Source organism: Neobacillus niacini, assembly GCF_048572935.1.
GTDB lineage: Bacteria > Bacillota > Bacilli > Bacillales > Cytobacillaceae > Neobacillus > Neobacillus niacini.
Genome location: NZ_CP183883.1, coordinates 1,245,943 through 1,268,454 on the forward strand (window position 1 = coordinate 1,245,943; position 22,512 = coordinate 1,268,454).

The following is a 22,512-nucleotide window of genomic DNA, read 5'->3' on the forward strand; positions in this document are numbered from 1 at the left end:
TACCTTTATTTTAAGGGAAAAATCAATATTTCTCCATTTAGCCGGAATTTCTCCGTTTATTATTCAAACACAATGAAACCGACATTAGAGCCATAGATTACACAGGTAATTGGGCTTACCAATTAACACCTTATATCAAAAAGGTATAGGTCTCTTAAACAAGTTATCGATAGACTCAATCGTACGTTTAAGGGCAATTATTGCTCAACAAACAGGTTTGGGTCTGAACATGCAGCAATCGGCGAAGCGAACTCGTGACAAACCGAACTTGCAAATGGTTTAAAATGGAAATACAAAGGTCTATTTGGCATGCTTTCATTTTGTCTCCGTCACCCTTGATAAAGGAATCTCAAACCATTGGCATATTTCCATCAGATAAATAGAAATTCGACTACCCACCTATTGAGTTTTCATAGAACTTTTGACTCTACCACCATAATAAAGAAAAGTGATAAGCTTAATATCGTTTGTAAGATTATAGGTGAAAGTCCATTATTCGTTATTAATACTATTATTAATCTTATATCTTCCATTATTAATTCGACCTTCGCCAATTCATGAACAAAAGAGGTTAATAAAATCAGAAAATATCTAATGAAAGAGTAAGTGCTAAATAGCATTTAAGTTTCTATTAGATATTTATTTTTTTATTTCACGCAAGATTGACAAACTATTATTAATTTCAAAGGTGGTACCCTTAGTGAAAAGAGTATTAATCATATCCCAGCATTTTTACCCGGAAATTGGGAGCCACGCTAATCGAATAAAGAACATTTATATGCAATTAAAAAAAGAAAATTACGATGTAACGATTTTTACAACTGAGCCTTCGTACCCGAATAAGAAAATCTACGAAAATGAAGAATTTTGGGATGAGGAGTTGTTGAATTGTGAAAATAGTAACATTGTTAGAATTGGCATTTCCAGTAGGAAATATTCAAACAGTATTTTAAATCGATTATTTTACTATCTAGAAATCGCATTGAAATTTCTTTTTCTCATCATTAAGGATAAGAAACGATATGATTATATCTTTGTTACTTCTCCGCCGATATTTACGGGTTTCGTTGGAATTTTTGCTAAATATAGGTACAAGAGTAATTTTATCTTAGATATTAGGGATTTATGGCCAGAATCGCTTAAGGGTGTTGGGGTGCTTAACTATCCTTTGATTTTAAAAATTCTCGGAATTTTAGAAATAATCCTTTACAGAAAATCAGACAAAATTGTTATTAACAGCTTAGGCTTTCGAGAGTACATCCAAACAAAGGCTAAAATTGAAGAGTCAAAAATTGTATTTATTCCAAACGGTGCAATAACAGATGAATTAGCTTCTATTTATAAAAAAGAAAACGAAACAAAGAAAATTATCTATGCAGGAAATCTTGGACTTGCTCAAAACACTGACTTGATCAATAAACTCGTACCCCTATTAGATGAACAGGGTATTCAGTTAACAATCATAGGCTATGGAATTAATAAAAAGAAGCTGGTTAACTCCATTAAGAAATACAAAAATGTAACCATCATGAATCCACTAACGAGAAAGCAATGCTTTAAGATCATTGCGGAACATGATATAGGCTTAGTTACGTTGAAGGATGAAGAAGTTTTTAAGACAGTCCTGCCGGGGAAAATGATTGACTATATGACTTGCGGCGTCCCAATCGTGGGTGTTATTGATGGATATGCGAAGGAAATAGTTGAAAAAGAGCGGGTTGGAATAGCAAGCAATAATACAGATTCAAAAGAAATCTTGTCACATATTATGATGTTATTAAATGATGATGAGTTACGAAAAGATATGGCTCAAAGAGAGCAACAAGTAATTCTTAAGAACTTTAATTGGGAAACCAATATTAATAAGTTAGTTAAGCTTATGAAATAGAGCCTATGAAGAAAGGGGGAGAACCATGTCGAAAAAGGTTGGGATGTTTGTTTGGAATCATTTTACCAATGATGCCAGGGTATTACGGGAGTGTACCGCCTTGTCCGAGGCTGGGTATGATGTGGATCTAATTTGTATTCATGATCCAAAAGACGCAAACCTTCCAAGGTTTGAGCAAAGGAATGACCATTTTAAAGTCTATCGATTAAGAAGATATCCAGTTCTATTAGAACTAGGGCAGAAGTTTTACCGCTACTCCTTGCAGAATAAATGGTTTGGGGCTTTTTGTCTGATTATCTGGGCAATCCTTACCCTTTTAGCGCCGGTCGCTGTTATCCCGATTACTATCGTGGTATTCTTACTACTTAAAACGAGGGTAAGAGTGTTATGGGTAAGAAGCAGCTTGATATTCAGAATGATCTTGAAGGGGTATCGAGGGCATTATGATATTTACCATTCAAATGATTTAAATACACTTCCCCAAGGCTATATCAGTGCAAAGTGGCGTTTGAAGCCGAAGAAGTTGATTTACGATTCACATGAGGTCCAAACAAGTCGAACTGGATATTCAAGTCCTATCCATGGGAAAATGGAAGCCTTTCTTATAAAGAAAATCGACGAGATGATGGTTGAAAATGATACAAGAGCGAAATATAACGAAGATTTATATGGATTTTACCCTCATGTTGTTCATAATTATCCTTTCAAACAGCTTAGTCAAAGTAATGAAAAGGTAGATTTACATAAAATCCTAAACATTCCTAGAAACGAGAAAATTCTACTCTATCAAGGTGGAATTCAAACAGGAAGAGGTTTGGACAAGCTAATTAAAGCTGTACCGATGTTTAAAGAGGGAGTATTGGTACTCGTTGGAGATGGGAAAATAAAGAAAGAGTTACAAGAGATGGTTAAGGAAATGAACCTTGAGGAAAAGGTGAAGTTTCACCCAAAAGTACCTCTTTTAGATCTTCCTAAATTTACGAGGAATGGTTATATAGGATTTCAGGTTTTAAATAACGTCTGTTTTAATCACTATTCTGCTTCATCTAATAAGCTTTTTGAATATATGATGGCAGGTGTGCCTGTTGTAGCTTGTGATTTTCCAGAGATCAAAAAAGTTGTAGATCAGGAACAAACTGGGATTACTGTTGATTCTCATAATCCTATGGAAATAGCAGATGCAGTTAATAAAATACTATCAAATCCAACACTGAGAGAGAAATATAGTAAGAACAGTTTTGCCGCAAGAAATAGTTATAACTGGGAAGAAGAAAAGCAAGAATTCCTTAACGTTTATAGTAAATATTGTCACTAGATTGCATTAACTGAGTTCCGCTATTAAAAACACTCAACATCTTCAATGTCATTATTTTGTGCAAAGAAAACGCCGCATTGCACACGCTCTGAAACCCACTAGTGGAATATTGTATAGAATGAATTTCTTAGTAGATAAGGAGATTAACATGACTAAAAAGCCATTAGATAGAATTGCTGAAGCCTATAAAGGTGATATGGGAGAAGACTTCGGTAAAAAAACCAGATATCGGATCAATTGGATTGTTAATCATGTTGAAGGGAACAATGTTTTGGATATAGGGTGTTCACAAGGAATAGTCCCAATTATTCTAGGGCGTGAAGGTAAAAATGTTGATGCTCTAGATATTGCTCAAGAATCGATTGAGTATGCAATGGACGACTTGAAAAATGAGCATGTAACAGTCCAAGAGAATGTTAACTTTAGAGTGTCAAACTTTATGACAGAGGAACAATTAGAACCAACATATGAAACAATCCTTCTGACAGAAGTATTAGAACATATCTCTGATCCGTTAAGTTTTTTAAAGAAAATACATGATCATTTAGATAAAGAAGGCCGTGCAGTAGTAACTGTTCCTTTTGGAATTAATGACTACTTTGATCATAAACGAACATATTACTTTTTAGAATTGTATGACCATCTATCCGCTTTCTTTACGATTGAAAAAATTGAATACCTAGGAAATTGGGTTGGTGTTATTTGTAAAAAGAATATTGAGCTAACTGCCCAACCACAAAAGGCTGAATTTAGTCGCGAAACAATCCAAACATTAGAAAATGCTTTTTACATCTTAGAACGAGAATTAGTAACGAAAATAGAAAATTTCCAAACTACCATTAAACAAAAAAATGAATATGTGAAAAGATTACAAACTCAACATTCTCAATATATTGAAGGTTTGAAAGAACAATTAGAACAACGGAATAGTCAGATTAAAACCTTAAATAACCGGGTAAATGAACTCGAAAAAATAGAAATTAGCAAAACAGTAGAAATTAAAGAAGAAAAAAAGAATAACAGCAGGCTTTTAGAACAAATTCAACAAAAAGAAAAAGAGGTTGAATTTCTAAAGAAGAAAGAATTTGATTTACAAGTTGACCTAATAAAGAAATTAGAAGAAATCAAGCAAGAAAAAGAAAAAAATAAATCACTAGTAAACAAATCCAACAATGAATTAAAGGAATATAAATCATCAATTAAAAAAGTTGAAAAGCAACATCAGCTGGAAATTGAAAAGTTTAAAAAACAGATAAAACATAAAGAAAAAGAAGTAGAAACCCTAAAAAAGAAAGAAACTGATTATCAAAACCAACAAATAAAGAAATTAGAAGAAATTAAACTAGAAAAAGAGAAAAATAAGAATCTTTTGAACCAAGCTAACACCCAATTGATTGAATATAAATCATTGATTGATGATTTAGAAAAACAACATCGAATAAATAGTGAAGAGTTTATAGAAGCAATTCAAACAAAGGAAAATGAAGTAGACGATTTAAAAGTAAAACTAGTAAATCTGCAAATGGAAAAAGAAAAAAATACAGAAGAATTGCTTCAAAAAGATACTATTATTGATGAATTAAAGCAAAATATTAATAATCTAAAAGCAAATGAGGCCAAAAGCTTAGAAGAGATTAAGGAAGAAATAAAAAGTAAACAAATTCTTCTAGCACGAGAAAAGGAAAAAGCTGAACAGATTTCGGCTCTTCAACAGGAAGTGAAGAAACATCTAGGAAGTCTTGAAAAGTACAAAGAGCAAATTAAACTTAAGGATCAAGAGAAAGAGCAATTAAACTTCATAATCAAGCAAAAGGTGCAGAATAGTACTACACCTGATATTCATCCAAATACTAGGCTGTACGATGAAATTAAGAAAAGAGACAATCTGATCATTGACTTAAACAAGCAGGTTGAAATGTTGAAAGCTGAATTACTTACTAGTTTAACTCATGAAGAGAAATCTCTAAAAAGCAACCTAAAGGAAAAAGAAGAATACAGCAAGTTGGAAAACTTCGTTAGAAATATTGAGGATAAATTGAGTAAGTTAGAAAGAAAATATATGGCTTTGAAAACTTCCAGGCTAGGTTCCATGACATTAAAGTATTGGCAGCTCAAACGTAAATATACAAACAAGGTAAGGAGCAATTAATACGATGAAAAAGGAAGAAATACTAGCAAGATTACAGGAAATAGAAAAAATAAAGAAAAAAATAAGTACGTTAAACACTCCTTCTTTACCTGTAATTCCAGGAGGCATCCTAATTAATAAGACTGAAACGGAAGGAAACAAGCCGGTTACTAGAGTAACTAAACCAGCTGTTCCGGTAAATAAATCAAACTTTAAAAAAGGGATAAGCGTAATTATTCCAACTTATAAAGGTGAAAAAGTAATTCTTACATGCTTAGAATCTCTTCATAAACAAACATTAAAGCAAGAATTATTTGATGTGATTATCATAATGAATGGTGAAAAGGATTCTACAGAATCAATCATTAATGATTTTATTACTAAAACAAAAATGAATAACATTACCGTATTATATTCATCAACGCCAAGTGCTTCTTCAGCTAGAAACATAGGTTTGCAACATGCTAAGCGGGAATACACAGTTTTTCTAGATGATGACGATTATACTTCATCCAACTTCTTAGAAGAAATGTTTAATTATGCAAGCCCTGATACAACCGTTATTTCTCAAATCGTTAACGTCGACCAAGCTGGAAATGTTGACCCTACTAATTCCATTAATCAACAAATTATAAATGTCGAGAAAAAAGAACATAACGACTTTATGTCTTTAAATATGGTTGCGACAATTAATGCGTGTAAGCTTGTGCCTACTAGTTGTTTAAAGCCAATACAGTATGATTCTGGATTAAAGAGTGGAGAAGATGTAGTATTCTTCACTGAACTAATCGCCAAAAACGACTTGAAATTTAAAGTTATCCCGATTGATAAACAAGTGATCTATTATAGAGTTTTGCGTGATAACTCAGTATCACGACAAATTATGACATTTGATTTCTATGTCACTCAAAGATTAGCCGTAATCAAACGGTTAGATAAATTGATTGGTCAAACTACAAATACTCAAAAACAAACGTTTATTAAACAAAAAATAAACGCACAATCAACATTCATTAATAGATATTTGAAGGAAAATATCAATGATTGGGAACAAGTTGTTGAGGAAATTAAAAAGCAAAACCTTTCATATATGCCTTATTCTATTGTCAATAGAGGCTTAGCCAATAAGCTAGTTATCTCTTTCTGTTTCCCTCCATATGTTGATACGAGCGGTAATGTAATGGCAAAACGGATTCGAAATATGAACGAAATCGTGGATGTTGTTTACAACAAAATGGATAAAGTGAGAGAGAGAGATCTTAAATTAAATACTTTAGTTGAAGATGTCATCGATGAAAGATTTGAGATTCCAAGTTATCCTAGTTTCTCTAATTGGAAAGCAATTGAAGCCTTTTGTACGTTAGGTATTGACAAACTAGGAAATACAAAAACATATAAAGAAATTTATAGTCGTGCCATGTGGCCTGGATCTCACTTTTTGGCTTACCAATATAAACTCCTTAACCCGAAGGTAAAATGGTCAGCAGAGTTTTCGGATCCTTTATTACTAGATATCCATGGTCAAACTAGAAAAGCCAACATTGAAAACCCTGATTTTCTAAAAAAAGCCAATAAAATGGCTGCCAAAAAGTATAAAATACCACCTGTTTCTGACTCAAACCTATTCTTCTGGTGTGAATATTTGCCATATCTATTTGCGGATGAGTTAATATTCACGAATGAAAATCAGTTGAAATATATGTTAGATAGTTTTCCGATTAAGAAAGTCAAAAATATGATCAAGAAGAAAGCTGTTATTTCACCACAGCCTACCTTACCAACGGAATTTTATAATAGTAATAAAAGCAATTATTCATTAGAAAAAGATAAAGTGAATATCGCATACTTCGGTACATTCTACCAAACAAGAAACTTAGATGACCTTTTCAGTGGTTTGGAAAATGTAACCGAGGAATTAAGAAAAGATGTTAAACTACATATTTTTACTGCCAATCCCGCTTCACTTGAGGAAGAATTAAAAGGCAGTATATTAGCTGAAAATGTAAAGATTAATCCATATGTTAATTATAACGAATTTCTCAATTTAACAACCTCTTTTGATTGCTTAGTTGTTAATGACGCAAAGACAAAACAAAGTAAAGCAATAAATCCATATTTACCTTCTAAATTAAGTGATTACATTGGAAGCGGCACGAATATCTGGGGAATTTATGAAGAGAACAGTATATTAAGTGGATATGAATTAGCTTATAAATCAGAATTAGGTAATATTAAACAAGCAACGGGTGTATTTGAACAAATCGTTAGGGATAAAAAGAATAAAACAGTTTCTGTATAAGTCAAAGATAATTAGAGTGAAAAATAACCATTAATTATTAGGAGGAACTTATAATGAAATTATGTACAGTAGGATTAGGATATATCGGGTTACCAACATCTATTATGTTTGCTAAGCACAATGTGGAGGTTGTCGGTGTAGATGTAAGTCCTAGAGTAATAGATTCATTGAATAATGGCAGGATACATATTGAAGAGCCAGGTTTACAAGAAGCATTAGAAGAAGTAATTGCAAAAGGTACGTTCAGAGCTTCATTGATGCCAGAAAAAGCAAATGCCTTCATTATAGCTGTTCCAACTCCAAACCATGATGATTTATATAAGTCTTGTGATTTAAGCTTTGTAGTAAGTGCGGTTAAATCGGTTCTTCCGTATGTCGAAAAAGGAAATGTTATCATCGTAGAATCCACCATTGGACCACGCAGTATGGATGATGTTGTAAAGCCATTAGTAGAAGAGGCTGGATTCGTTGTCGGGGAAGACATTTTCTTAGTACACTGCCCAGAGCGTGTATTACCAGGTCAAATTATGCACGAACTAGTTTACAACAACCGCATTGTCGGCGGGATTACACCAGCATGTACAGAAGCCGGCGCAATGGTATACGGTACGTTTGTTAAAGGTGAACTGATCAAAACAAACGCAAAAACTGCTGAAATGTCTAAGCTAATGGAAAACACATTCAGAGATGTGAACATTGCCTTAGCGAACGAGCTTGCAAAAGTGTGTAACGAGTTAGAAATCAATGCTTTAGATGTTATCAGCATGGCGAACAAGCACCCGCGTGTAAATCTGCATACACCTGGACCAGGTGTAGGCGGTCACTGTCTGGCTGTTGACCCATACTTTATTGTCGCAAAGGCTCCTGAAACAGCTCAGTTAATCAACCTATCACGCAGCATTAACACATCTATGCCTCACTACGTTGTAGAAAATGTGAATGAATTAATGAAAAATGTCGATGGTAAAGTGGTTACTGTATTTGGTTTAACCTACAAAGGAAACGTGGATGATATTCGCGAAAGTCCAGCGATGGAAATTTATGAAATGCTAAAAGAAGAGAACCAATTCGAGGTAAGAGCATTTGATCCGCATGTTCAATTAGACTGGGTAATCAGTGACATGGAAGAAGCAGTAAATGGATCTGATTTAATCTTAATATTATCTGATCATGATGAGTTCAAAATAATCGAAGGAACTAAATTATCGAAAATGAACAATAAGAGAATTTTCGATACCAAAAATGTAGTTTTCACAGTTTCAGAAGATGTTGAATATATGAATTATGGAAATCTATATGAATTTCTTAAGAAAGAAGCAAGTCTTGTATGAACTTTGTTTGGCGAATCCTGAAAGAACAATTTAGTAATCTTAATCTGATATTCAGATTAAGTATGTTTCAAGAAAAAAGTAAATACAATATGCATTATTTAGGCGCATTTTGGCAAGTTTTAAATCCAGTGATACAAATTTGTATATACTGGTTCATTTTTGGCTTTGGAATTAGGGGGGGCTCTTCTGTCGGAGAGACCCCGTTCTTCCTTTGGTTCATTTGTGGTATCGTACCATGGTTTTTTATAAGCCCAACGATCACACAAGGTTCAAATAGTGTGTATTCAAAGATAAATTTAGTTTCTAAAATGAAGTTCCCAGTGAGTGTCCTTCCTACAATAAAGATAGTAGAAAACTCCTTTTCCTTTATTGCTATGATGTTGATTACATTCTTCATATTAGTCCTAAATGGTTATTTCTCGGGGATTTACCTGCTGCAATTACCATATTTTTTATTATGCCTATATATTTTGCTATATAGTTTAACATTATTATTATCAACACTTACAACCATTATCAGGGATATACAAACAATGGTTCAATCGATTATGAGAATGATGATGTATGCTTTACCGATACTATGGAACGTAGAAAGCCTGCCAGCCTTTTTCGTGAATTTACTGCAGCTTAACCCACTTTATTATATTATTGATGGATTTAGAAATTCATTATTAGGCGGAGAATGGTTTTTTTATGACTTGGATTATACATTCTATTTTTGGTTTGTTACCCTTTTGATTTTAGTTATTGGTTCACGTTTTCATTTGAAATTCCGTCATAAATTTGTTGACTATATTTAATTGGAGGCTTTAAAAAAATGAGGCCGAAAATCGTTTTTTCTAACGTTACAAAAAGTTTTAACTTATATAAAAAGCAATCTGATAAATTGCTTGAAATTATCTCTTTTAAAGATAATAAAGAAAATTTTTATGCTCTTAAAAATCTTTCATTTGAGATTTTTGAAGGGGAAGCAATCGGAATTGTCGGTCTTAATGGATCCGGAAAATCGACACTTTCGAATTTACTGGCACAAATTATACCTGCCACTTCAGGTTCGATTGACATAAATGGAGAGACCTCATTAATTGCGATATCAGCTGGATTAAATAATCAATTAACTGGTTTAGAGAATATCGAACTAAAGTGTTTGATGCATGGATTAAAGAAGGAAGAAGTTCAAAGATTGATGGACGATATCATTGAATTTGCTGATATTGGAAAATTTATTGACCAGCCTGTAAAAAATTATTCAAGTGGAATGAAGTCGCGACTGGGCTTTGCCATTTCCATTCACACGAATCCCGATATATTGATTGTCGACGAGGCTCTTTCAGTTGGTGACCAAACTTTTTATGAAAAGTGTCTTAATAAAATGATTGAATTTAAGAGTCAGGGAAAGACGATTATTTTTATAAGTCACTCCCACTCACAAATAAAAGAATTCTGTGATCGCGTTATGTGGATTCATTTTGGCAGACTTGAAAAATTTGATAAAACGGATGAAGTACTAAAAGATTATATTAAGTTTATTAATTGGTTTAATTCCTTAACGGAAATTGAAAAGAAGAATTACCGAAAACAAATGTTAGAAGCCCAATATAAAGATGAAAATGTCTCGAATCATTCTATTCGCAGACCAACACCTCGAAAGCCGCCTGTAAAGAAGCAAGGCAATATCCTATTTACATTACAATGTGTACTTTTGGTCTTAGCGGTTCTCGTTAGCGCGTCATTCATGTTTGGAGCAAATCCGGTATTGGGTATTGAAAAATACTTTTTATAGTATTTAATAGGTTATCTAAATCCCCATCTTCTAAAAGATGGGGATTATTTAATACTTACTTTTGTACCAATTTTAATCGTTTACCTGACATTTGCTTATTATTTGAGAGAGTAATGTTTGAGTTGGACGATACTATGTTGATAGCAGGTTTTGAACCGTCACCTTCCCAAAAACGATTATTTGCGATGGTAATATTCGTACCGTTTGCCCCCGAAATTGGAATAATCGTGTCTGAAATAGAGTTAGCCAATATGTTACTATCTTGGATATGATTCCAATAAATCCCGCTTGTTGTTACCCTATTTCCACTTGAAGGAGTTAGTCCTCCTCGAATGACATTTCTTTCAACCAAAATTCCAGAAGCTTTACTGTGTACACTGCCACTTAAACTAATTCCTAGGAAGTATGTAGCATCTAGTTTGTTTCCCCGAACCGTTATATGATCTGAATGAATGATATCAATTAAATTGGCTGCATTCGGTAAATCATTTAGGGTTAAGGTATTTATATGGGTATTGTTTACTATCTTCACATTTGATGCCTGTACTTTAATAGCCCTTCTATTACAATTCTTAATTGTGTTACCTAATATAATTCCTTGAGCATTTAGAAACGGAGAGCTACCGTTGTTAAAAAGAAATTGTATCGCATCGCCTTCTTCACCTGTTACTCCAGAAATGGTATTATTTCTTACTATATTCTGTTTAGATGCAGCTTCTTTAGATGTAACTAAGATGGCACGGGATGCGCCAATATTATCCCCCAATTTACCGTTCTTTGTACCTTTTATGCTGATAATCGTATTGTCTTCAATTAGAATGCCCTCTGATGTTTGAGACTTAATTCCGTATGCAGTTTGATTACTTCCATAGATATTGGTAATCTTACTATTTTTTACTGTACATTCGGCACCTTGTATCAAAACCCCTCCTGCAGCTTTGTTGTTTCCATTTAATTCAATGGATACTAGACTATTCTTACCTTTAACGGTAAGCATAATTATATTTGGTGAACCTGCCAAGATTACAGCTCCATCTGACTTAATGGTAATTCCAGATTTAGTAGATAGTAAACCTGATGTAATTTTAAATACCCCATTTTTTAATACCTTATTTTTCCCAGGGGCATTTAACCACGCTTGAAGAGCCTTGGTGTCGTCTGTAATACCATCCCCTACTGCACCAAAGTCTCTGGGATCTATTTTTTCATCAACATGAATGTGTTGCTTACTTACATCTAACCCATCTTGGAGATCTTTTTTTTGAGTATGAATCATCGTAATCGTAAAGAAAATAAGTAAAAAAAACATGATTGCCCAAAAAAACACGCGATGAAGTTTGCGGTTAAACATTGATGCTCCTTTCATAGACCTATGACGTTTTTAGTATAACAAGTTTAAAAGAGAATAATAATGATTAAGATATAGTTCTAATGTTGGAATTATTAGACATTGCATTCTATTACAATTCCTTTAATGCTACAATAAAACAGGTAAAAAAATAAAGAAACAACAAAGATATAGGACGGATACGAAATGTTGTCAAATGAAAAAACATACCAAACAAACCTTCCTATAAAATATATTTTTGAAGAAGGTCAAAAAACTAAAGATTATCTGCTAGTAGTCTTTTCGGGTTTTGCAGAAAATACCTCTAAAGTTAAACATGCATACAATTACATGAGAACACTTAAAAACTTTGACTGCCATAAATTATTTATATTAGATAACTATGGACCCAGCGGATGTTATTATATCGGAGAAAATATGAGTTTTGAAGTAGAAACATCTGTATTGTCTTTGATTACGAACATGATTAGAAAGTATAAAATTAATTATGAAAATGTAATTGTTGCGGGTTCTTCAAAGGGTGGAAGTGCTGCATTGTATTTCGGCTTAAAATATAATTTTGGTTATGTAATTGCAGGCGCATTTCAAACAAAAATCGCAGACTACATTACCATTCGACCGGAAGCGTATGACTATATGCTTGGAAGTTCTAGTAATCAAGCAGGGCACGATTATTTAAACGATATTATTTATAGACAACTAGATAAGGAAATATACACCAAATTATTTTTTATGTCTAGTAAAAATGATTGGCAATACCCTGACCACATCCAACTCTTTTTAGATACGTTAAAAGAAAAAAATATTCCTTATACATACTATGAATGTGAAGAAATGCGGGATCATTCTGATGTGGGAAATCATTTTCCTAAATTCCTATTTGAAAAATTGTTTCTTATCCTTTATTTTGTTGATTTAAAAGAAATTTCTTATTCTTTAAATAAGAATACATTTATTGGAAGAGTTCATGCGACCGATAAATTTCAGAATTTAAAGTTTTACTTAGTTATAAAGGAAAATAATCAAATTATTCACACCAATATGAATGAAATTGAATATAAACCAATTGATTCTGGGTTTTATACACTATCCATGCTGGTTACGAAAGATGATGATACGATCTATGAAACAGACTTATTACAGGAATTTATCAGTACGGGAGAATATGAGTTACAAGATGTAATCTTTCAATTGAATGAAACCGATCTTGAACTAGAAATTAAAACCACTTCCAGTGAATTAAAATATGCATTTTACATTTATAAAAATGGTTTGATCATTGATAAAATCATGTATCACAACAATTCCATTTTGAGATATCCGCTAAATGGAACAGGTAACTATCAAGTTCAGTATTACATTAAAGATCAAAAAGGCAAGGTATCTGTAAATAAAACAAAATTATTACACAAATTTTAGCTGGATGCCGCTGGTATGACACAAAGGCAATTTTTTAAAAGATATGCAATATGAAGGGAGCAAGCAATGGATCAAAAAATAAAAGTAATGACTGTCTTCGGAACTAGACCTGAAGCTATTAAAATGGCCCCTCTTGTAAAAGAACTAGAAAAAAACAGTGAAACAATCGAATCAATTGTGACAGTAACGGCTCAGCACCGTCAAATGTTAGACCAGGTGTTATCTATTTTTAAAATAACGCCAGATTATGATTTAAATATTATGAAGGATCGCCAAACCTTAATAGACGTAACCATTCGCGCTCTAGAGGGTTTAAATCAAGTGTTGCAAGAGGCGAAGCCAGATATCGTTTTGGTTCATGGTGATACTACAACCACGTTCGTAGCAAGTTTGGCTGCTTTCTATAATAGCCTCCCAATAGGACATGTAGAGGCAGGCTTGCGTACATGGAATAAATTCTCTCCATATCCGGAAGAAATGAACCGGCAGTTAACAGGTGTTATGGCTGATTTACATTTTGCACCAACTAGTGATTCAAAACAGAATTTAGTACAGGAAAATAAAAAAGATAACTTCATCTTTGTTACAGGTAATACTGCAATAGACGCGTTAAAAACGACTGTAAAACCAAATTACTCACACCCTGTATTAGATAAATTGGGGAACGATCGGTTAGTATTGATGACCGCACATAGAAGAGAAAATCTTGGTAAACCAATGGAAAATATGTTTCGAGCTATAAGAAGACTTGTCGAAAAACATGATGATATTCAGGTGGTTTATCCAGTACATATGAATCCAGTGGTAAGACAGATTGCAGACAAAATTCTAGGTGATAATAATCGTATCCAGTTAATCGAACCATTAGATGTAATTGATTTCCATAATTTCGCTTCTAAGGCATATTTGATCCTTACCGATTCTGGTGGTGTCCAGGAAGAAGCACCCTCTCTAGGTGTACCGGTTTTAGTTCTTAGAGATACAACAGAACGCCCTGAAGGTGTAAAGGCAGGAACATTAAAGCTGGCAGGAACAGATGAAGACATTATTTTTAGCCTGGCTGATGAACTTTTAAGTGACAAAGAGGCACATGATCGAATGGCCAAAGCATCAAATCCTTATGGTGATGGTAATGCTTCAAAAAGGATTGTAGAAGCGATTCTTTACTATAAAAATAAAATAGAAACAAGACCTAGTGATTTAGGTGAGGTTTAAGAAAAAGGTCAGTTGGGTATTCCTGACAGACCTTTTTTGTTATAAAACAGTTTAAAGCATAGTTTGATTTTACCTTGTACCTAGTAAGAGAGTGTTGTAAAAATGGAAATGTTAACTTAAAGACGAGGTGTGCATGATGTCCAAAAATAAAATTTTATTTTCAGATTTTATTACGATAGATGGAGAAGTAAGTTTTACATATACTGAGACTAATAGTGAAGGTGAAAACCTGTCATCTAATAGGATTTACTTTAATCTATTCCCAGCTATTAAACCAAGACCAGATCTAATTGCACTAGCGATATCAACGTTATGCGCAAAAACATACTCTAGTATCCATTTTGATACGAATGTAAGCGAGTCAATTATAGATGCGATTTCAAAATTTACTTCTGCTGTTGTTACAGCAAGTTTCAGTTTTGATAATTCATATCAAAGAAAGATAAGAAACAACGTTACATTAAATTTTAGCGGTGGATTTGACAGTCTTGCTGCTAAGTGTTTAATGCCTGAAAATACAAATTTAGTTTCAATGGACTTTGGCGGCAGGTTTTCTAGAGAACGTAGGTTTTTTGAGAACTTTGATACCTGTATCGTAAGTACAAATTTGTTAGAAACGCCTTTAAAATCAAATTCTTGGTCAATGATGGGAATTGCTTCTATTTTATATAGTGACTATTTAGCAACTGACTTTCATACTTTTGGAAGTATCTTTGAAGTAAGCCCAAATAATTTTACTGATTACCCTGTAGCTGCACGAAATAATAGTTTCCCGCCTTTTTTAGCAGCAGGAATGGAGAATGCTCCTTATGTTTTGGGTTTGACAGAGGTAGGTACGCTAAAGGTAATTGGACATTATGAGCCTGACTTAATTGCGCCTTCTTTAGATTCCTTAGCAGATCCTGTTGAGGAAAAAAGATATAGAAAACAAGTATTATCTCTAATTGCATCTGAAAAAGCAAAAAGGGATTATAATCTAACTATTATTGATACACCTCCAAGGCCGCACTTTAAATTTGGCCAAAATCTATCTGCTGACTTTCTATCTTTATACATTATCAAACATGCGGGTTTGGATATAGCTTCACATACCATTATGGATATTCCGGATGAAGTAGTAAAAGCAGCTGATAATTTATCGTTACTATTTTATGAAAGATTAAATACAAATTTTATTGAAAATTTTCCAAAAGAACTTGTAGGGGGATTACTTTCTAATTTGGGGAATGCTGGGGTTATTCCATTTACTCCTGACGACTGGAAAGAGTATTATCAGGTTAGAGAATTAATGTCAAAATATCATGAATTAAAGTAGAATTAATTAAAAGAAGTGAATTTAGCAAAATCACTAAAATAAGACCTAGATGAGAAGAATGAATCCTGACTTTCAGGGTTCATTCTTCTTTTTAATTATGTAATTTAAGTCATAGAAGTTTTATAAGTATTCGACAATAATATTGACAGGCATTCCAGAATTCAACATAATATTTACGAAACTTATGAAATAATATAAAGTATAAAACGAAAATGGGGTAGTTGACTATGCTATACATAAAAGATCCTTTAAGTTTTAAAGCATCTATTGATATTTCTTTAGAAGTTCTCTCTGAGTTTGCTGATGGTTTGTTAAAGGAGTTTGTTGATTCTATTCCCAGCAGCGTCCACAGGGTAAGCTTGGATCCCACATCGGAAGTAGAAGAAAGCTTAAAGTTTTGTTTGGTTAAATTCAAAGAAACAAAAACCTATCATTGGCTGAGAGAAGATTTAAAAAATGCTCTGTATGACATTGAAATTCAACTGAATAAGAAGGTTTCATAACAAAAAACTGATTGGGTCGGATTAAAGTCCCCAATCAGTTTTTTTGTATCTAGTTCTTATTGCGCCTTCAACTCTGTCTTAACTCCTAGCTTTTCATCTTGAGCAGATACCAAAAAAACGGGAACATAGATTGATAGAACTTATGGATTTAATATGGAATAATGAATAGTGAATAATTTGTAGAAATTTCTGTTTATTACCTGCGTTATTTCTTAAATTGCACTATTTTTCTACATAATAGACTAGTAATTTACTAAAATACATAATTAAAGAGAAGGTAAGGGAGGCAAGCAGAAGGTGAACGCTAAAGCACAGAGTAATAGCTCGAAACAGGCGGATTTTTCAAAGCTATTGAAGAAGGCTTATGAAAAGGGCGTGAATGAAAGTGAATTAACACTTGATAAGATTATTGAGGATTTAAAAACTGATTTGAAGAATATGATGATCAATTAAACATTGCTTCATTTATTATCATAGAGAATAATTTCATTAAGGACGGAGACGTAATGATCGCTTTTGAACAATTACCAAAATCGATAAAGAAATCACTGCGCTATATCAATCAAGATGTGAAGTCAATTGAGAAGTTAGAGCAGCTTGAGAAAACATTGGTGCTATATATCAAGAAACGTAAGCTTCAGTTGAAAAAAGAGAACTGATTACATAAATAAGGGAGACTAGCAGATATCTGCTAGTCTTCCTTATTTATTACAAGATATTCGAGTAAATGACTTTAGCAGTGGTGTATGTTTTTTGCAAGCAAAAAGTGAGTTTACCTGCCTAACAAATTCAGTGCCCCAAACCTCACCACTGAAAAAGCCAGGCTGAATGCCTGGCTAAAAATTAATAAAATCGCTTAAACCCATCAAAATGCTCCGTGTAATAAGGGCTAGTTAGGCTCGAAATGGTAACACCCTTTTTCTCATCAGCATGAAGGAACTGATTGTTACCAATATAGATCCCAACGTGAGAGATTCCTTTTTTATAGGTATTTTCGAAGAATACAAGATCGCCTGCCTGCGGCTGGTCGACGTAGAACGTACGGCTGTAGTAGCCTTCTGCAGAATAACGCCCAATTTTCTTGCCAGCTAGATTCGCTGCATAGTAGATAAAGCCGCTACAATCAAAGCCCTTTAAAGAAGACCCGCCCCAAGCATAAGGAATGCCCATAACACTATACCCTGCATTGACAAATGCAGCAGCAAAATCACCAGTTGCTGGAGTTACGACCGTAGGTGCCTGACCAGCAACCTTCAGTACTTGACCAACATAAATCATATGAGAATTCAAACCATTCAGCGACATTAAATCCTGAAGGCTCATTTTATATTGCAAGGATATACTGCCTAATGTATCTCCACTTTTAACAGTATAATCAGTCGTCTGCTTTACATCGCTAGGAGGCGCCACAGGAGCAACGGGTGCCACTGGTGCAGGAGTCGTTACAACTGGTGCCTGTGCCTTCACATTTAATTGCTGTCCGATATAAATTCGATCGGAATTCAATCCGTTCAGCGTTTTTAACTCCTGAACACTCATACCAACCTGTAAACCGATTTTGCTTAGCGTATCACCATTAACGACTGTATAGACAGAAGTGGTTGAAGGTTCAACAGGTGGTGTAGGTGGAGTCACTGCTGGCGGCGGTGTGGCTGGTGTTGTAACGGCTGCTGAAACCTTTAGAGTTTGTCCAACAAAAATTAAGTCGGAGTTTAACCCATTGAGCGATTTCAACTCTGCTACGGTTGTGCTAAACTGCTTGGCGATTTTGCCAAGATAGTCACCGCTTTTGACTACATAATCACTAGTAGAAACGGGTGCCGGTGCAGGCGTTGGTACTGCAGGTTGTACAGCTGCTTCAGCAGTAACCTTAAGTGTTTGATTGACATAAATCATATCCGACGTTAAGCCGTTTAAGCCCTTAATTTGCGGGACGGTTGTTTGATATTTTGAGGCAATTTTTGATAGTGTGTCTCCCTTTTGAACGGTGTAGGTACTCGCATATGCGGAACCTGCAAATACAGTCGAAAGGAGTGCCGCAGTCGAAACACTGCGAACAATCGTCTTCTTCATCCTCAAGTCTCACCTCTATTATTCTGGTATTTTAAACATATTCTACCACATATCACCATATTATTTTAGATAAATTTGCAATTAAGGGGCTAGAATACAAGATTTCTAGGTATACACAGAATATACTAAATTTAAAAACTGACAATTTATTTACAAATAGAAAGAAGTTTAGTAGAATAAGCGAAACGATACGAAGAAAGGAGATTCTTGTCTAATGGATGAAAAGAAACACAAGGTTGAGTTGTCACCAAACGATTTCTCTGCCATTGTTAAGAAAGCCTATGATCGAGGCGTAAGTGATCATGGTATAACCGTCCAACAGTTACTTGAAGATTTGAAAGTCGACCTTTTAAAAATAAAAGTTTAATTATATATAGAAAAAAAGGCAAACTAGGTTCAATCTAGTCTGCCTTTTTATTTACAAAATATTCAACAAGGAACTGTGCCCAAACTTGGTTTCCGTTATCGTTCGGACCATTTTCACCCTCTGTTAAATATTCCTTTAATTCAAGATTGTCGGTTGCTGGCCAAGCTGTCCAGTGGTCAAGATAGGTGATATTGTTTTCTGCTGCAAATTGCTTTAAGCCTTCCACCTGAACAGAATAGTATTGCGGCAGATAAATGGGATACGAAGGCTGAAGAATGAAGGTCGTATCCGGATTAGCTGTCTTAATATCTTCCATCAGTTTCGTTACATTTGCCAATGTGGCATTTATCTTGAGTTTGCCATTGTCATTGAATAGAAAGGGTTCGATGACAACTAGCTGTGCTTTTTCAGCAGCAATCTCAAGCTGCTTATTTTCAGCAATTAAATCTTTTGTCGTTTGATCGTATGTAAACTGTGCGGTATGTATTCGATCACTGCCAAAGCTATCTGATAGACTTTGCGAAACGTTCTTTTCCCAATCCATTGCAGTAGAACCGACAAAAGCGATTTTAAAAGGCAGGTTATGCTCCAGTGCTAGCTTTAATTGCTCTTTAGCTGGTTCCGGCCAATTTGAAGCCAGCTCTAAATAATCATCATGATCTATTTCATTCGTATCCTGCTGAGTAAACAAGGGTTCAACTGCTTTTACAGCTATTTTCTGATTCCAGTGGAAATGCCCAAATGCTAAGACAATTACACAGATAATTCCCCAAGTCACTGTGAGAAAATACTTCATTCTGTTACCCCCAAATATATTCTTCTATCATTATAGCAAAAATTTACCATGAAATTTATACCAATTATAAATATCCTACATCAACTTACAAAAAACATGGTATGATTGTTTATGTAATTTACAAAATCCTACAAATATTTTGTGTTTGCTAGTTATAAAGGCCTATATTAACTTAGGTTCAACACACACCGAAACAAATTTAAAATAGTAAAAATAAATATCCACCATTCGTCAAAATTCAACAAATTACGACATTCATTCATGTTATAATACTCTTATTTTGAATTAGCATATACAGGAGGACATTATGGAAGAAACGATTAGTCTTAAAGAGTTACTAGAGACGTTAAAAAAACGAATCATTATGATTATAGTCATTACGATGACAGCTGGATTAGTCAGCGGCGTCATTAGTTACTTTTTTCTAACCCCAATCTATCAGGCTTCGACACAAATACTCGTCAACCAAGAAACGAGCGAGCAATCATTCTACAGTCCAAGTGAAGTTCAAACAAACCTACAATTGATTAGTACCTATAATGAAATCATAAAAAGTTCTCGTATCCTTGATAAAGTTATTGTTCAAACGGGCTTGGATATGACAGCAGGTCAACTAGCAGAGAAAATTACAGTAAGCAGTCAAAAGGACTCCCAGGTTGTGAATGTATCCGTTCAAGACCCTGATCCCAATATGGCAGCGAAGATTGCAAATATTACAGTAGAAGTTTTCCAACATGATATCGTTAATATTATGGGAAAGAGAGTCGATAATGTTAGTATTCTTGCGGCAGCTAAGGTTACTGAAAACCAGGCACCAATTAAACCGCAACCAGTTATGAATGTAGCAATTGCGATGGTTGTTGGTTTGATGGCGTCAATTGGACTAGCGTTCTTACTTGAGTACTTTGACAGCACGATTAAAAACGAACAGGATATTGAAAAAATCCTCGAGCTTCCTATTTTAGGTATTATTGCTCAAATTGATGATCAAAAGATGGAAGAGCTGAAATTACGTAAAGCAGCACGCACTAGAACAGCAGGAAGAGGTGATACTTATGGTGTTTAAGAGAAAAAAGAAACTTAAAACTACCGATCCAAGTCGGAAGTTAATTGCAGCGCTTGACCCAAAGTCACCAATTTCAGAGCAATATAAAACAATTCGGACAAATATTCAGTACTCCTCTGTAGATGAGGAACTTAAAACTATAATGGTAACCTCCTCTGGTCCAGCTGAAGGGAAATCAACAACAGCAGCAAATCTAGCCGTAGTTTTTTCTCAGTTAGGGAAGAAGGTATTACTGGTAGATGCCGACCTTCGTAAACCAACCGTTCATCGAACATTTGCTGTGAATAACCTATTTGGTTTTACTACCGTTTTGACCAAGCAAGCAACACTTGCGAACACAGTTGTTGAAACAGAGGAAAAGGATCTCTTTATCTTAACAAGTGGACCGATTCCTCCGAATCCAGCAGAGCTCCTCAGTTCAAAATCAATGGAACAGTTTATGGAAGAAGCGAAAGAGCAATTTGATTATGTCGTATTTGATACGCCGCCGTTATTAGCGGTAGCGGATCCACAAATTATCGCTAATAAGGTTGATGGCTCTATTTTGGTTGTCTATAGTGGCAAAACAGAAATTGACCAGGTGAAAAAGGCAAAGGAATTATTGGTGAATGCCCAAAGCAAATTGGTGGGTGTTGTGTTAAACCATAAAGAAATGAAGGATAACGACTATTACTATTATTATGGTACAAAATAACTAAAATTCGACAAAAACACCCCCTTTACCGAGGTGTTCGACAGTGTTACCATGAAATATGTCATGTAAAAAATACATTTAACTGGAAAGGGGTGTGGTGTCATGATTGATTTACATTGTCATATATTGCCGGGTGTCGATGATGGCGCACAATCTCTTTCTGATTCACTCAACATGGCAAGGAAAGCCCTTGAACAAGGGATACATATCATTGTGGCAACGCCGCATCATTTGAATAACTCCTTTGAAAACCCCAAACGACAAATACTTGATAGAGTAGAAGAATTAAACCAAATCCTTCAAAAGGAAAGCATCGATGTGAAGATCCTGCCTGGACAGGAAATACGCGTCCATGGAGAATTGATAGAGGGATATACAATGGGGGAAATTCTCACCGTCAATCATACCCCATATGTTTTAGTAGAATTCCCATCCAACCATGTCCCTAGATATACAGAAAAGCTGTTCTATGACCTGCAAATGAATGGTCTAATCCCCGTGATTGTTCACCCAGAACGAAATCGGGAAATCATGGAACGTTCAGAGCTGCTCTATCAGTTAGTGAAGAAGGGTGCGTTAACGCAAATCACCGCTTCTAGTGTTACGGGTGACTTTGGAAAAAAGATTAAGAACTTTACTCTGCAACTAATTGAAGCAAACCTTACGCATTTCATTGCTTCAGATGCTCATAATCTCATAAATCGAACGTTTAGAATGAGAGAAGCTTTTGGCGTAATACAACAAAAGTACGGTAACGAATTGGTCTATTATTTTGAGGAAAATGCACACCTCTTAATCGAGGGAAAAGCAATCTATAAGGAAGATCCTGAGCGTATTAAAAGGAAGAAACTATTCTATTTATTTTAAAACCAATTAAGCCAATAAGATTATTCAAAAAGAGTATACATCTTTCAGGCTTAAACCCCTGAACGGCGAGGCATCCCTGTCCGTTATCCATGGGAGCACTCGATT

The 22,512-nt window shown here is 34.5% G+C and carries 20 protein-coding genes and 1 pseudogene; 18 read left to right on the forward strand and 3 right to left on the reverse strand.

Annotation, left to right across the window (positions count from 1 at the left end; genetic code table 11):
• Window positions 1-96: 96 nt before the first annotated feature.
• From ACN6MT_RS06020 to ACN6MT_RS06055, 8 genes and pseudogenes are all read left to right on the forward strand, one after another.
• Window positions 97-240, forward strand: a pseudogene (locus ACN6MT_RS06020) (transposase); the annotation flags it as partial.
• A gap of 460 nt (window positions 241-700) precedes the next feature.
• A complete protein-coding gene (locus ACN6MT_RS06025) occupies window positions 701-1,888 on the forward strand; it encodes a glycosyltransferase family 4 protein (protein WP_419955120.1) in 1,188 nt (395 codons plus the stop codon).
• Between the two features lie 25 nt (window positions 1,889-1,913).
• A complete protein-coding gene (locus ACN6MT_RS06030) occupies window positions 1,914-3,203 on the forward strand; it encodes a glycosyltransferase (RefSeq protein ID WP_419955121.1) in 1,290 nt (429 codons plus the stop codon).
• Between the two features lie 148 nt (window positions 3,204-3,351).
• Window positions 3,352-5,352: a methyltransferase domain-containing protein gene (locus ACN6MT_RS06035; protein WP_419955122.1), complete on the forward strand. Its 2,001-nt coding sequence runs from the start codon at window positions 3,352-3,354 to the stop codon at window positions 5,350-5,352.
• 4 nt (window positions 5,353-5,356) lie between these two features.
• Complete coding sequence (locus tag ACN6MT_RS06040; protein ID WP_419955123.1) at window positions 5,357-7,630, forward strand: glycosyltransferase; 2,274 nt, start codon at window positions 5,357-5,359, stop codon at window positions 7,628-7,630.
• A gap of 53 nt (window positions 7,631-7,683) precedes the next feature.
• Window positions 7,684-8,961, forward strand: a complete 1,278-nt coding sequence (locus ACN6MT_RS06045) for a nucleotide sugar dehydrogenase (RefSeq protein WP_419955124.1) — start codon at window positions 7,684-7,686, stop codon at window positions 8,959-8,961.
• Window positions 8,958-9,761 (forward strand): ABC transporter permease, encoded by an 804-nt coding sequence (locus ACN6MT_RS06050; protein WP_419955125.1) that lies wholly within the window; start codon window positions 8,958-8,960, stop codon window positions 9,759-9,761. Before ACN6MT_RS06045 ends, ACN6MT_RS06050 begins: the two co-directional genes overlap by 4 nt.
• A 17-nt stretch (window positions 9,762-9,778) precedes the next feature.
• Window positions 9,779-10,744 carry an ABC transporter ATP-binding protein gene (locus ACN6MT_RS06055; RefSeq protein WP_419955126.1) on the forward strand — a complete coding sequence of 322 codons (966 nt, stop codon included), beginning with the start codon at window positions 9,779-9,781 and terminating at the stop codon, window positions 10,742-10,744.
• 55 nt (window positions 10,745-10,799) lie between these two features.
• Here the strand turns inward: ACN6MT_RS06055 and ACN6MT_RS06060 are convergent, their stop codons facing one another.
• A complete protein-coding gene (locus tag ACN6MT_RS06060; protein WP_419955127.1) occupies window positions 10,800-12,095 on the reverse strand; it encodes a glycosyl hydrolase family 28-related protein in 1,296 nt (431 codons plus the stop codon).
• A 414-nt stretch (window positions 12,096-12,509) separates the two neighbouring features.
• Here ACN6MT_RS06060 and ACN6MT_RS06065 point away from each other — a divergent pair, with 414 nt between their 5' ends.
• From ACN6MT_RS06065 to ACN6MT_RS06090, 6 genes are all read left to right on the forward strand, one after another.
• Complete coding sequence (locus tag ACN6MT_RS06065; RefSeq protein ID WP_419955128.1) at window positions 12,510-13,511, forward strand: hypothetical protein; 1,002 nt, start codon at window positions 12,510-12,512, stop codon at window positions 13,509-13,511.
• 66 nt (window positions 13,512-13,577) lie between these two features.
• Window positions 13,578-14,726: a non-hydrolyzing UDP-N-acetylglucosamine 2-epimerase gene (gene wecB, locus ACN6MT_RS06070; RefSeq protein ID WP_419955129.1), complete on the forward strand. Its 1,149-nt coding sequence runs from the start codon at window positions 13,578-13,580 to the stop codon at window positions 14,724-14,726.
• Between the two features lie 133 nt (window positions 14,727-14,859).
• Window positions 14,860-16,041: a hypothetical protein gene (locus ACN6MT_RS06075; protein WP_419955130.1), complete on the forward strand. Its 1,182-nt coding sequence runs from the start codon at window positions 14,860-14,862 to the stop codon at window positions 16,039-16,041.
• A 227-nt stretch (window positions 16,042-16,268) separates the two neighbouring features.
• Window positions 16,269-16,544 (forward strand): hypothetical protein, encoded by a 276-nt coding sequence (locus tag ACN6MT_RS06080; RefSeq protein ID WP_419955131.1) that lies wholly within the window; start codon window positions 16,269-16,271, stop codon window positions 16,542-16,544.
• 297 nt (window positions 16,545-16,841) lie between these two features.
• Window positions 16,842-16,997, forward strand: coding sequence for a hypothetical protein (locus tag ACN6MT_RS06085; RefSeq protein WP_157411865.1), 156 nt, complete (start codon window positions 16,842-16,844; stop codon window positions 16,995-16,997).
• A gap of 53 nt (window positions 16,998-17,050) precedes the next feature.
• Window positions 17,051-17,203 carry a hypothetical protein gene (locus ACN6MT_RS06090; protein WP_034673593.1) on the forward strand — a complete coding sequence of 51 codons (153 nt, stop codon included), beginning with the start codon at window positions 17,051-17,053 and terminating at the stop codon, window positions 17,201-17,203.
• A 184-nt stretch (window positions 17,204-17,387) separates the two neighbouring features.
• Here the strand turns inward: ACN6MT_RS06090 and ACN6MT_RS06095 are convergent, their stop codons facing one another.
• Complete coding sequence (locus ACN6MT_RS06095; RefSeq protein WP_419955132.1) at window positions 17,388-18,617, reverse strand: LysM peptidoglycan-binding domain-containing protein; 1,230 nt, start codon at window positions 18,615-18,617, stop codon at window positions 17,388-17,390.
• A 214-nt stretch (window positions 18,618-18,831) separates the two neighbouring features.
• Here ACN6MT_RS06095 and ACN6MT_RS06100 point away from each other — a divergent pair, with 214 nt between their 5' ends.
• Window positions 18,832-18,984, forward strand: a complete 153-nt coding sequence (locus ACN6MT_RS06100; RefSeq protein ID WP_419955133.1) for a hypothetical protein — start codon at window positions 18,832-18,834, stop codon at window positions 18,982-18,984.
• Window positions 18,985-19,018: 34 nt separating this feature from the next.
• Here the strand turns inward: ACN6MT_RS06100 and ACN6MT_RS06105 are convergent, their stop codons facing one another.
• Window positions 19,019-19,780: an SGNH/GDSL hydrolase family protein gene (locus tag ACN6MT_RS06105; RefSeq protein ID WP_419955134.1), complete on the reverse strand. Its 762-nt coding sequence runs from the start codon at window positions 19,778-19,780 to the stop codon at window positions 19,019-19,021.
• A gap of 307 nt (window positions 19,781-20,087) precedes the next feature.
• On the opposite strand from ACN6MT_RS06105, the gene ACN6MT_RS06110 reads away from it, so the two are divergent.
• From ACN6MT_RS06110 to ACN6MT_RS06120, 3 genes are all read left to right on the forward strand, one after another.
• Window positions 20,088-20,846 (forward strand): YveK family protein, encoded by a 759-nt coding sequence (locus ACN6MT_RS06110; protein ID WP_419955135.1) that lies wholly within the window; start codon window positions 20,088-20,090, stop codon window positions 20,844-20,846.
• Window positions 20,836-21,540 (forward strand): CpsD/CapB family tyrosine-protein kinase, encoded by a 705-nt coding sequence (locus ACN6MT_RS06115; RefSeq protein WP_419955136.1) that lies wholly within the window; start codon window positions 20,836-20,838, stop codon window positions 21,538-21,540. The genes ACN6MT_RS06110 and ACN6MT_RS06115 overlap by 11 nt, the downstream gene beginning before the upstream one ends.
• 102 nt (window positions 21,541-21,642) lie before the next feature.
• Window positions 21,643-22,407 (forward strand): tyrosine-protein phosphatase, encoded by a 765-nt coding sequence (locus ACN6MT_RS06120; RefSeq protein ID WP_419955137.1) that lies wholly within the window; start codon window positions 21,643-21,645, stop codon window positions 22,405-22,407.
• Window positions 22,408-22,512: the final 105 nt, after the last annotated feature.

Bases quoted from the DNA above. Each gene is read 5' to 3' on its own strand.
- ACN6MT_RS06100 (WP_419955133.1), top strand. From the start codon at position 18,832: ATGGATGAAAAGAAACACAAGGTTGAGTTGTCACCAAACGATTTCTCT.
- ACN6MT_RS06115 (WP_419955136.1), top strand. From the start codon at position 20,836: ATGGTGTTTAAGAGAAAAAAGAAACTTAAAACTACCGATCCAAGTCGG.
- wecB (WP_419955129.1), top strand. From the start codon at position 13,578: ATGGATCAAAAAATAAAAGTAATGACTGTCTTCGGAACTAGACCTGAA.
- ACN6MT_RS06030 (WP_419955121.1), top strand. From the start codon at position 1,914: ATGTCGAAAAAGGTTGGGATGTTTGTTTGGAATCATTTTACCAATGAT.
- ACN6MT_RS06110 (WP_419955135.1), top strand. From the start codon at position 20,088: ATGGAAGAAACGATTAGTCTTAAAGAGTTACTAGAGACGTTAAAAAAA.
- ACN6MT_RS06045 (WP_419955124.1), top strand. From the start codon at position 7,684: ATGAAATTATGTACAGTAGGATTAGGATATATCGGGTTACCAACATCT.
- ACN6MT_RS06050 (WP_419955125.1), top strand. From the start codon at position 8,958: ATGAACTTTGTTTGGCGAATCCTGAAAGAACAATTTAGTAATCTTAAT.
- ACN6MT_RS06055 (WP_419955126.1), top strand. From the start codon at position 9,779: ATGAGGCCGAAAATCGTTTTTTCTAACGTTACAAAAAGTTTTAACTTA.
- ACN6MT_RS06065 (WP_419955128.1), top strand. From the start codon at position 12,510: ATGAGTTTTGAAGTAGAAACATCTGTATTGTCTTTGATTACGAACATG.
- ACN6MT_RS06080 (WP_419955131.1), top strand. From the start codon at position 16,269: ATGCTATACATAAAAGATCCTTTAAGTTTTAAAGCATCTATTGATATT.
- ACN6MT_RS06040 (WP_419955123.1), top strand. From the start codon at position 5,357: ATGAAAAAGGAAGAAATACTAGCAAGATTACAGGAAATAGAAAAAATA.
- ACN6MT_RS06035 (WP_419955122.1), top strand. From the start codon at position 3,352: ATGACTAAAAAGCCATTAGATAGAATTGCTGAAGCCTATAAAGGTGAT.
- ACN6MT_RS06105 (WP_419955134.1), bottom strand. From the start codon at position 19,780: ATGAAGTATTTTCTCACAGTGACTTGGGGAATTATCTGTGTAATTGTC.
- ACN6MT_RS06090 (WP_034673593.1), top strand. From the start codon at position 17,051: ATGATCGCTTTTGAACAATTACCAAAATCGATAAAGAAATCACTGCGC.
- ACN6MT_RS06120 (WP_419955137.1), top strand. From the start codon at position 21,643: ATGATTGATTTACATTGTCATATATTGCCGGGTGTCGATGATGGCGCA.
- ACN6MT_RS06095 (WP_419955132.1), bottom strand. From the start codon at position 18,617: ATGAAGAAGACGATTGTTCGCAGTGTTTCGACTGCGGCACTCCTTTCG.
- ACN6MT_RS06075 (WP_419955130.1), top strand. From the start codon at position 14,860: ATGATGTCCAAAAATAAAATTTTATTTTCAGATTTTATTACGATAGAT.
- ACN6MT_RS06060 (WP_419955127.1), bottom strand. From the start codon at position 12,095: ATGTTTAACCGCAAACTTCATCGCGTGTTTTTTTGGGCAATCATGTTT.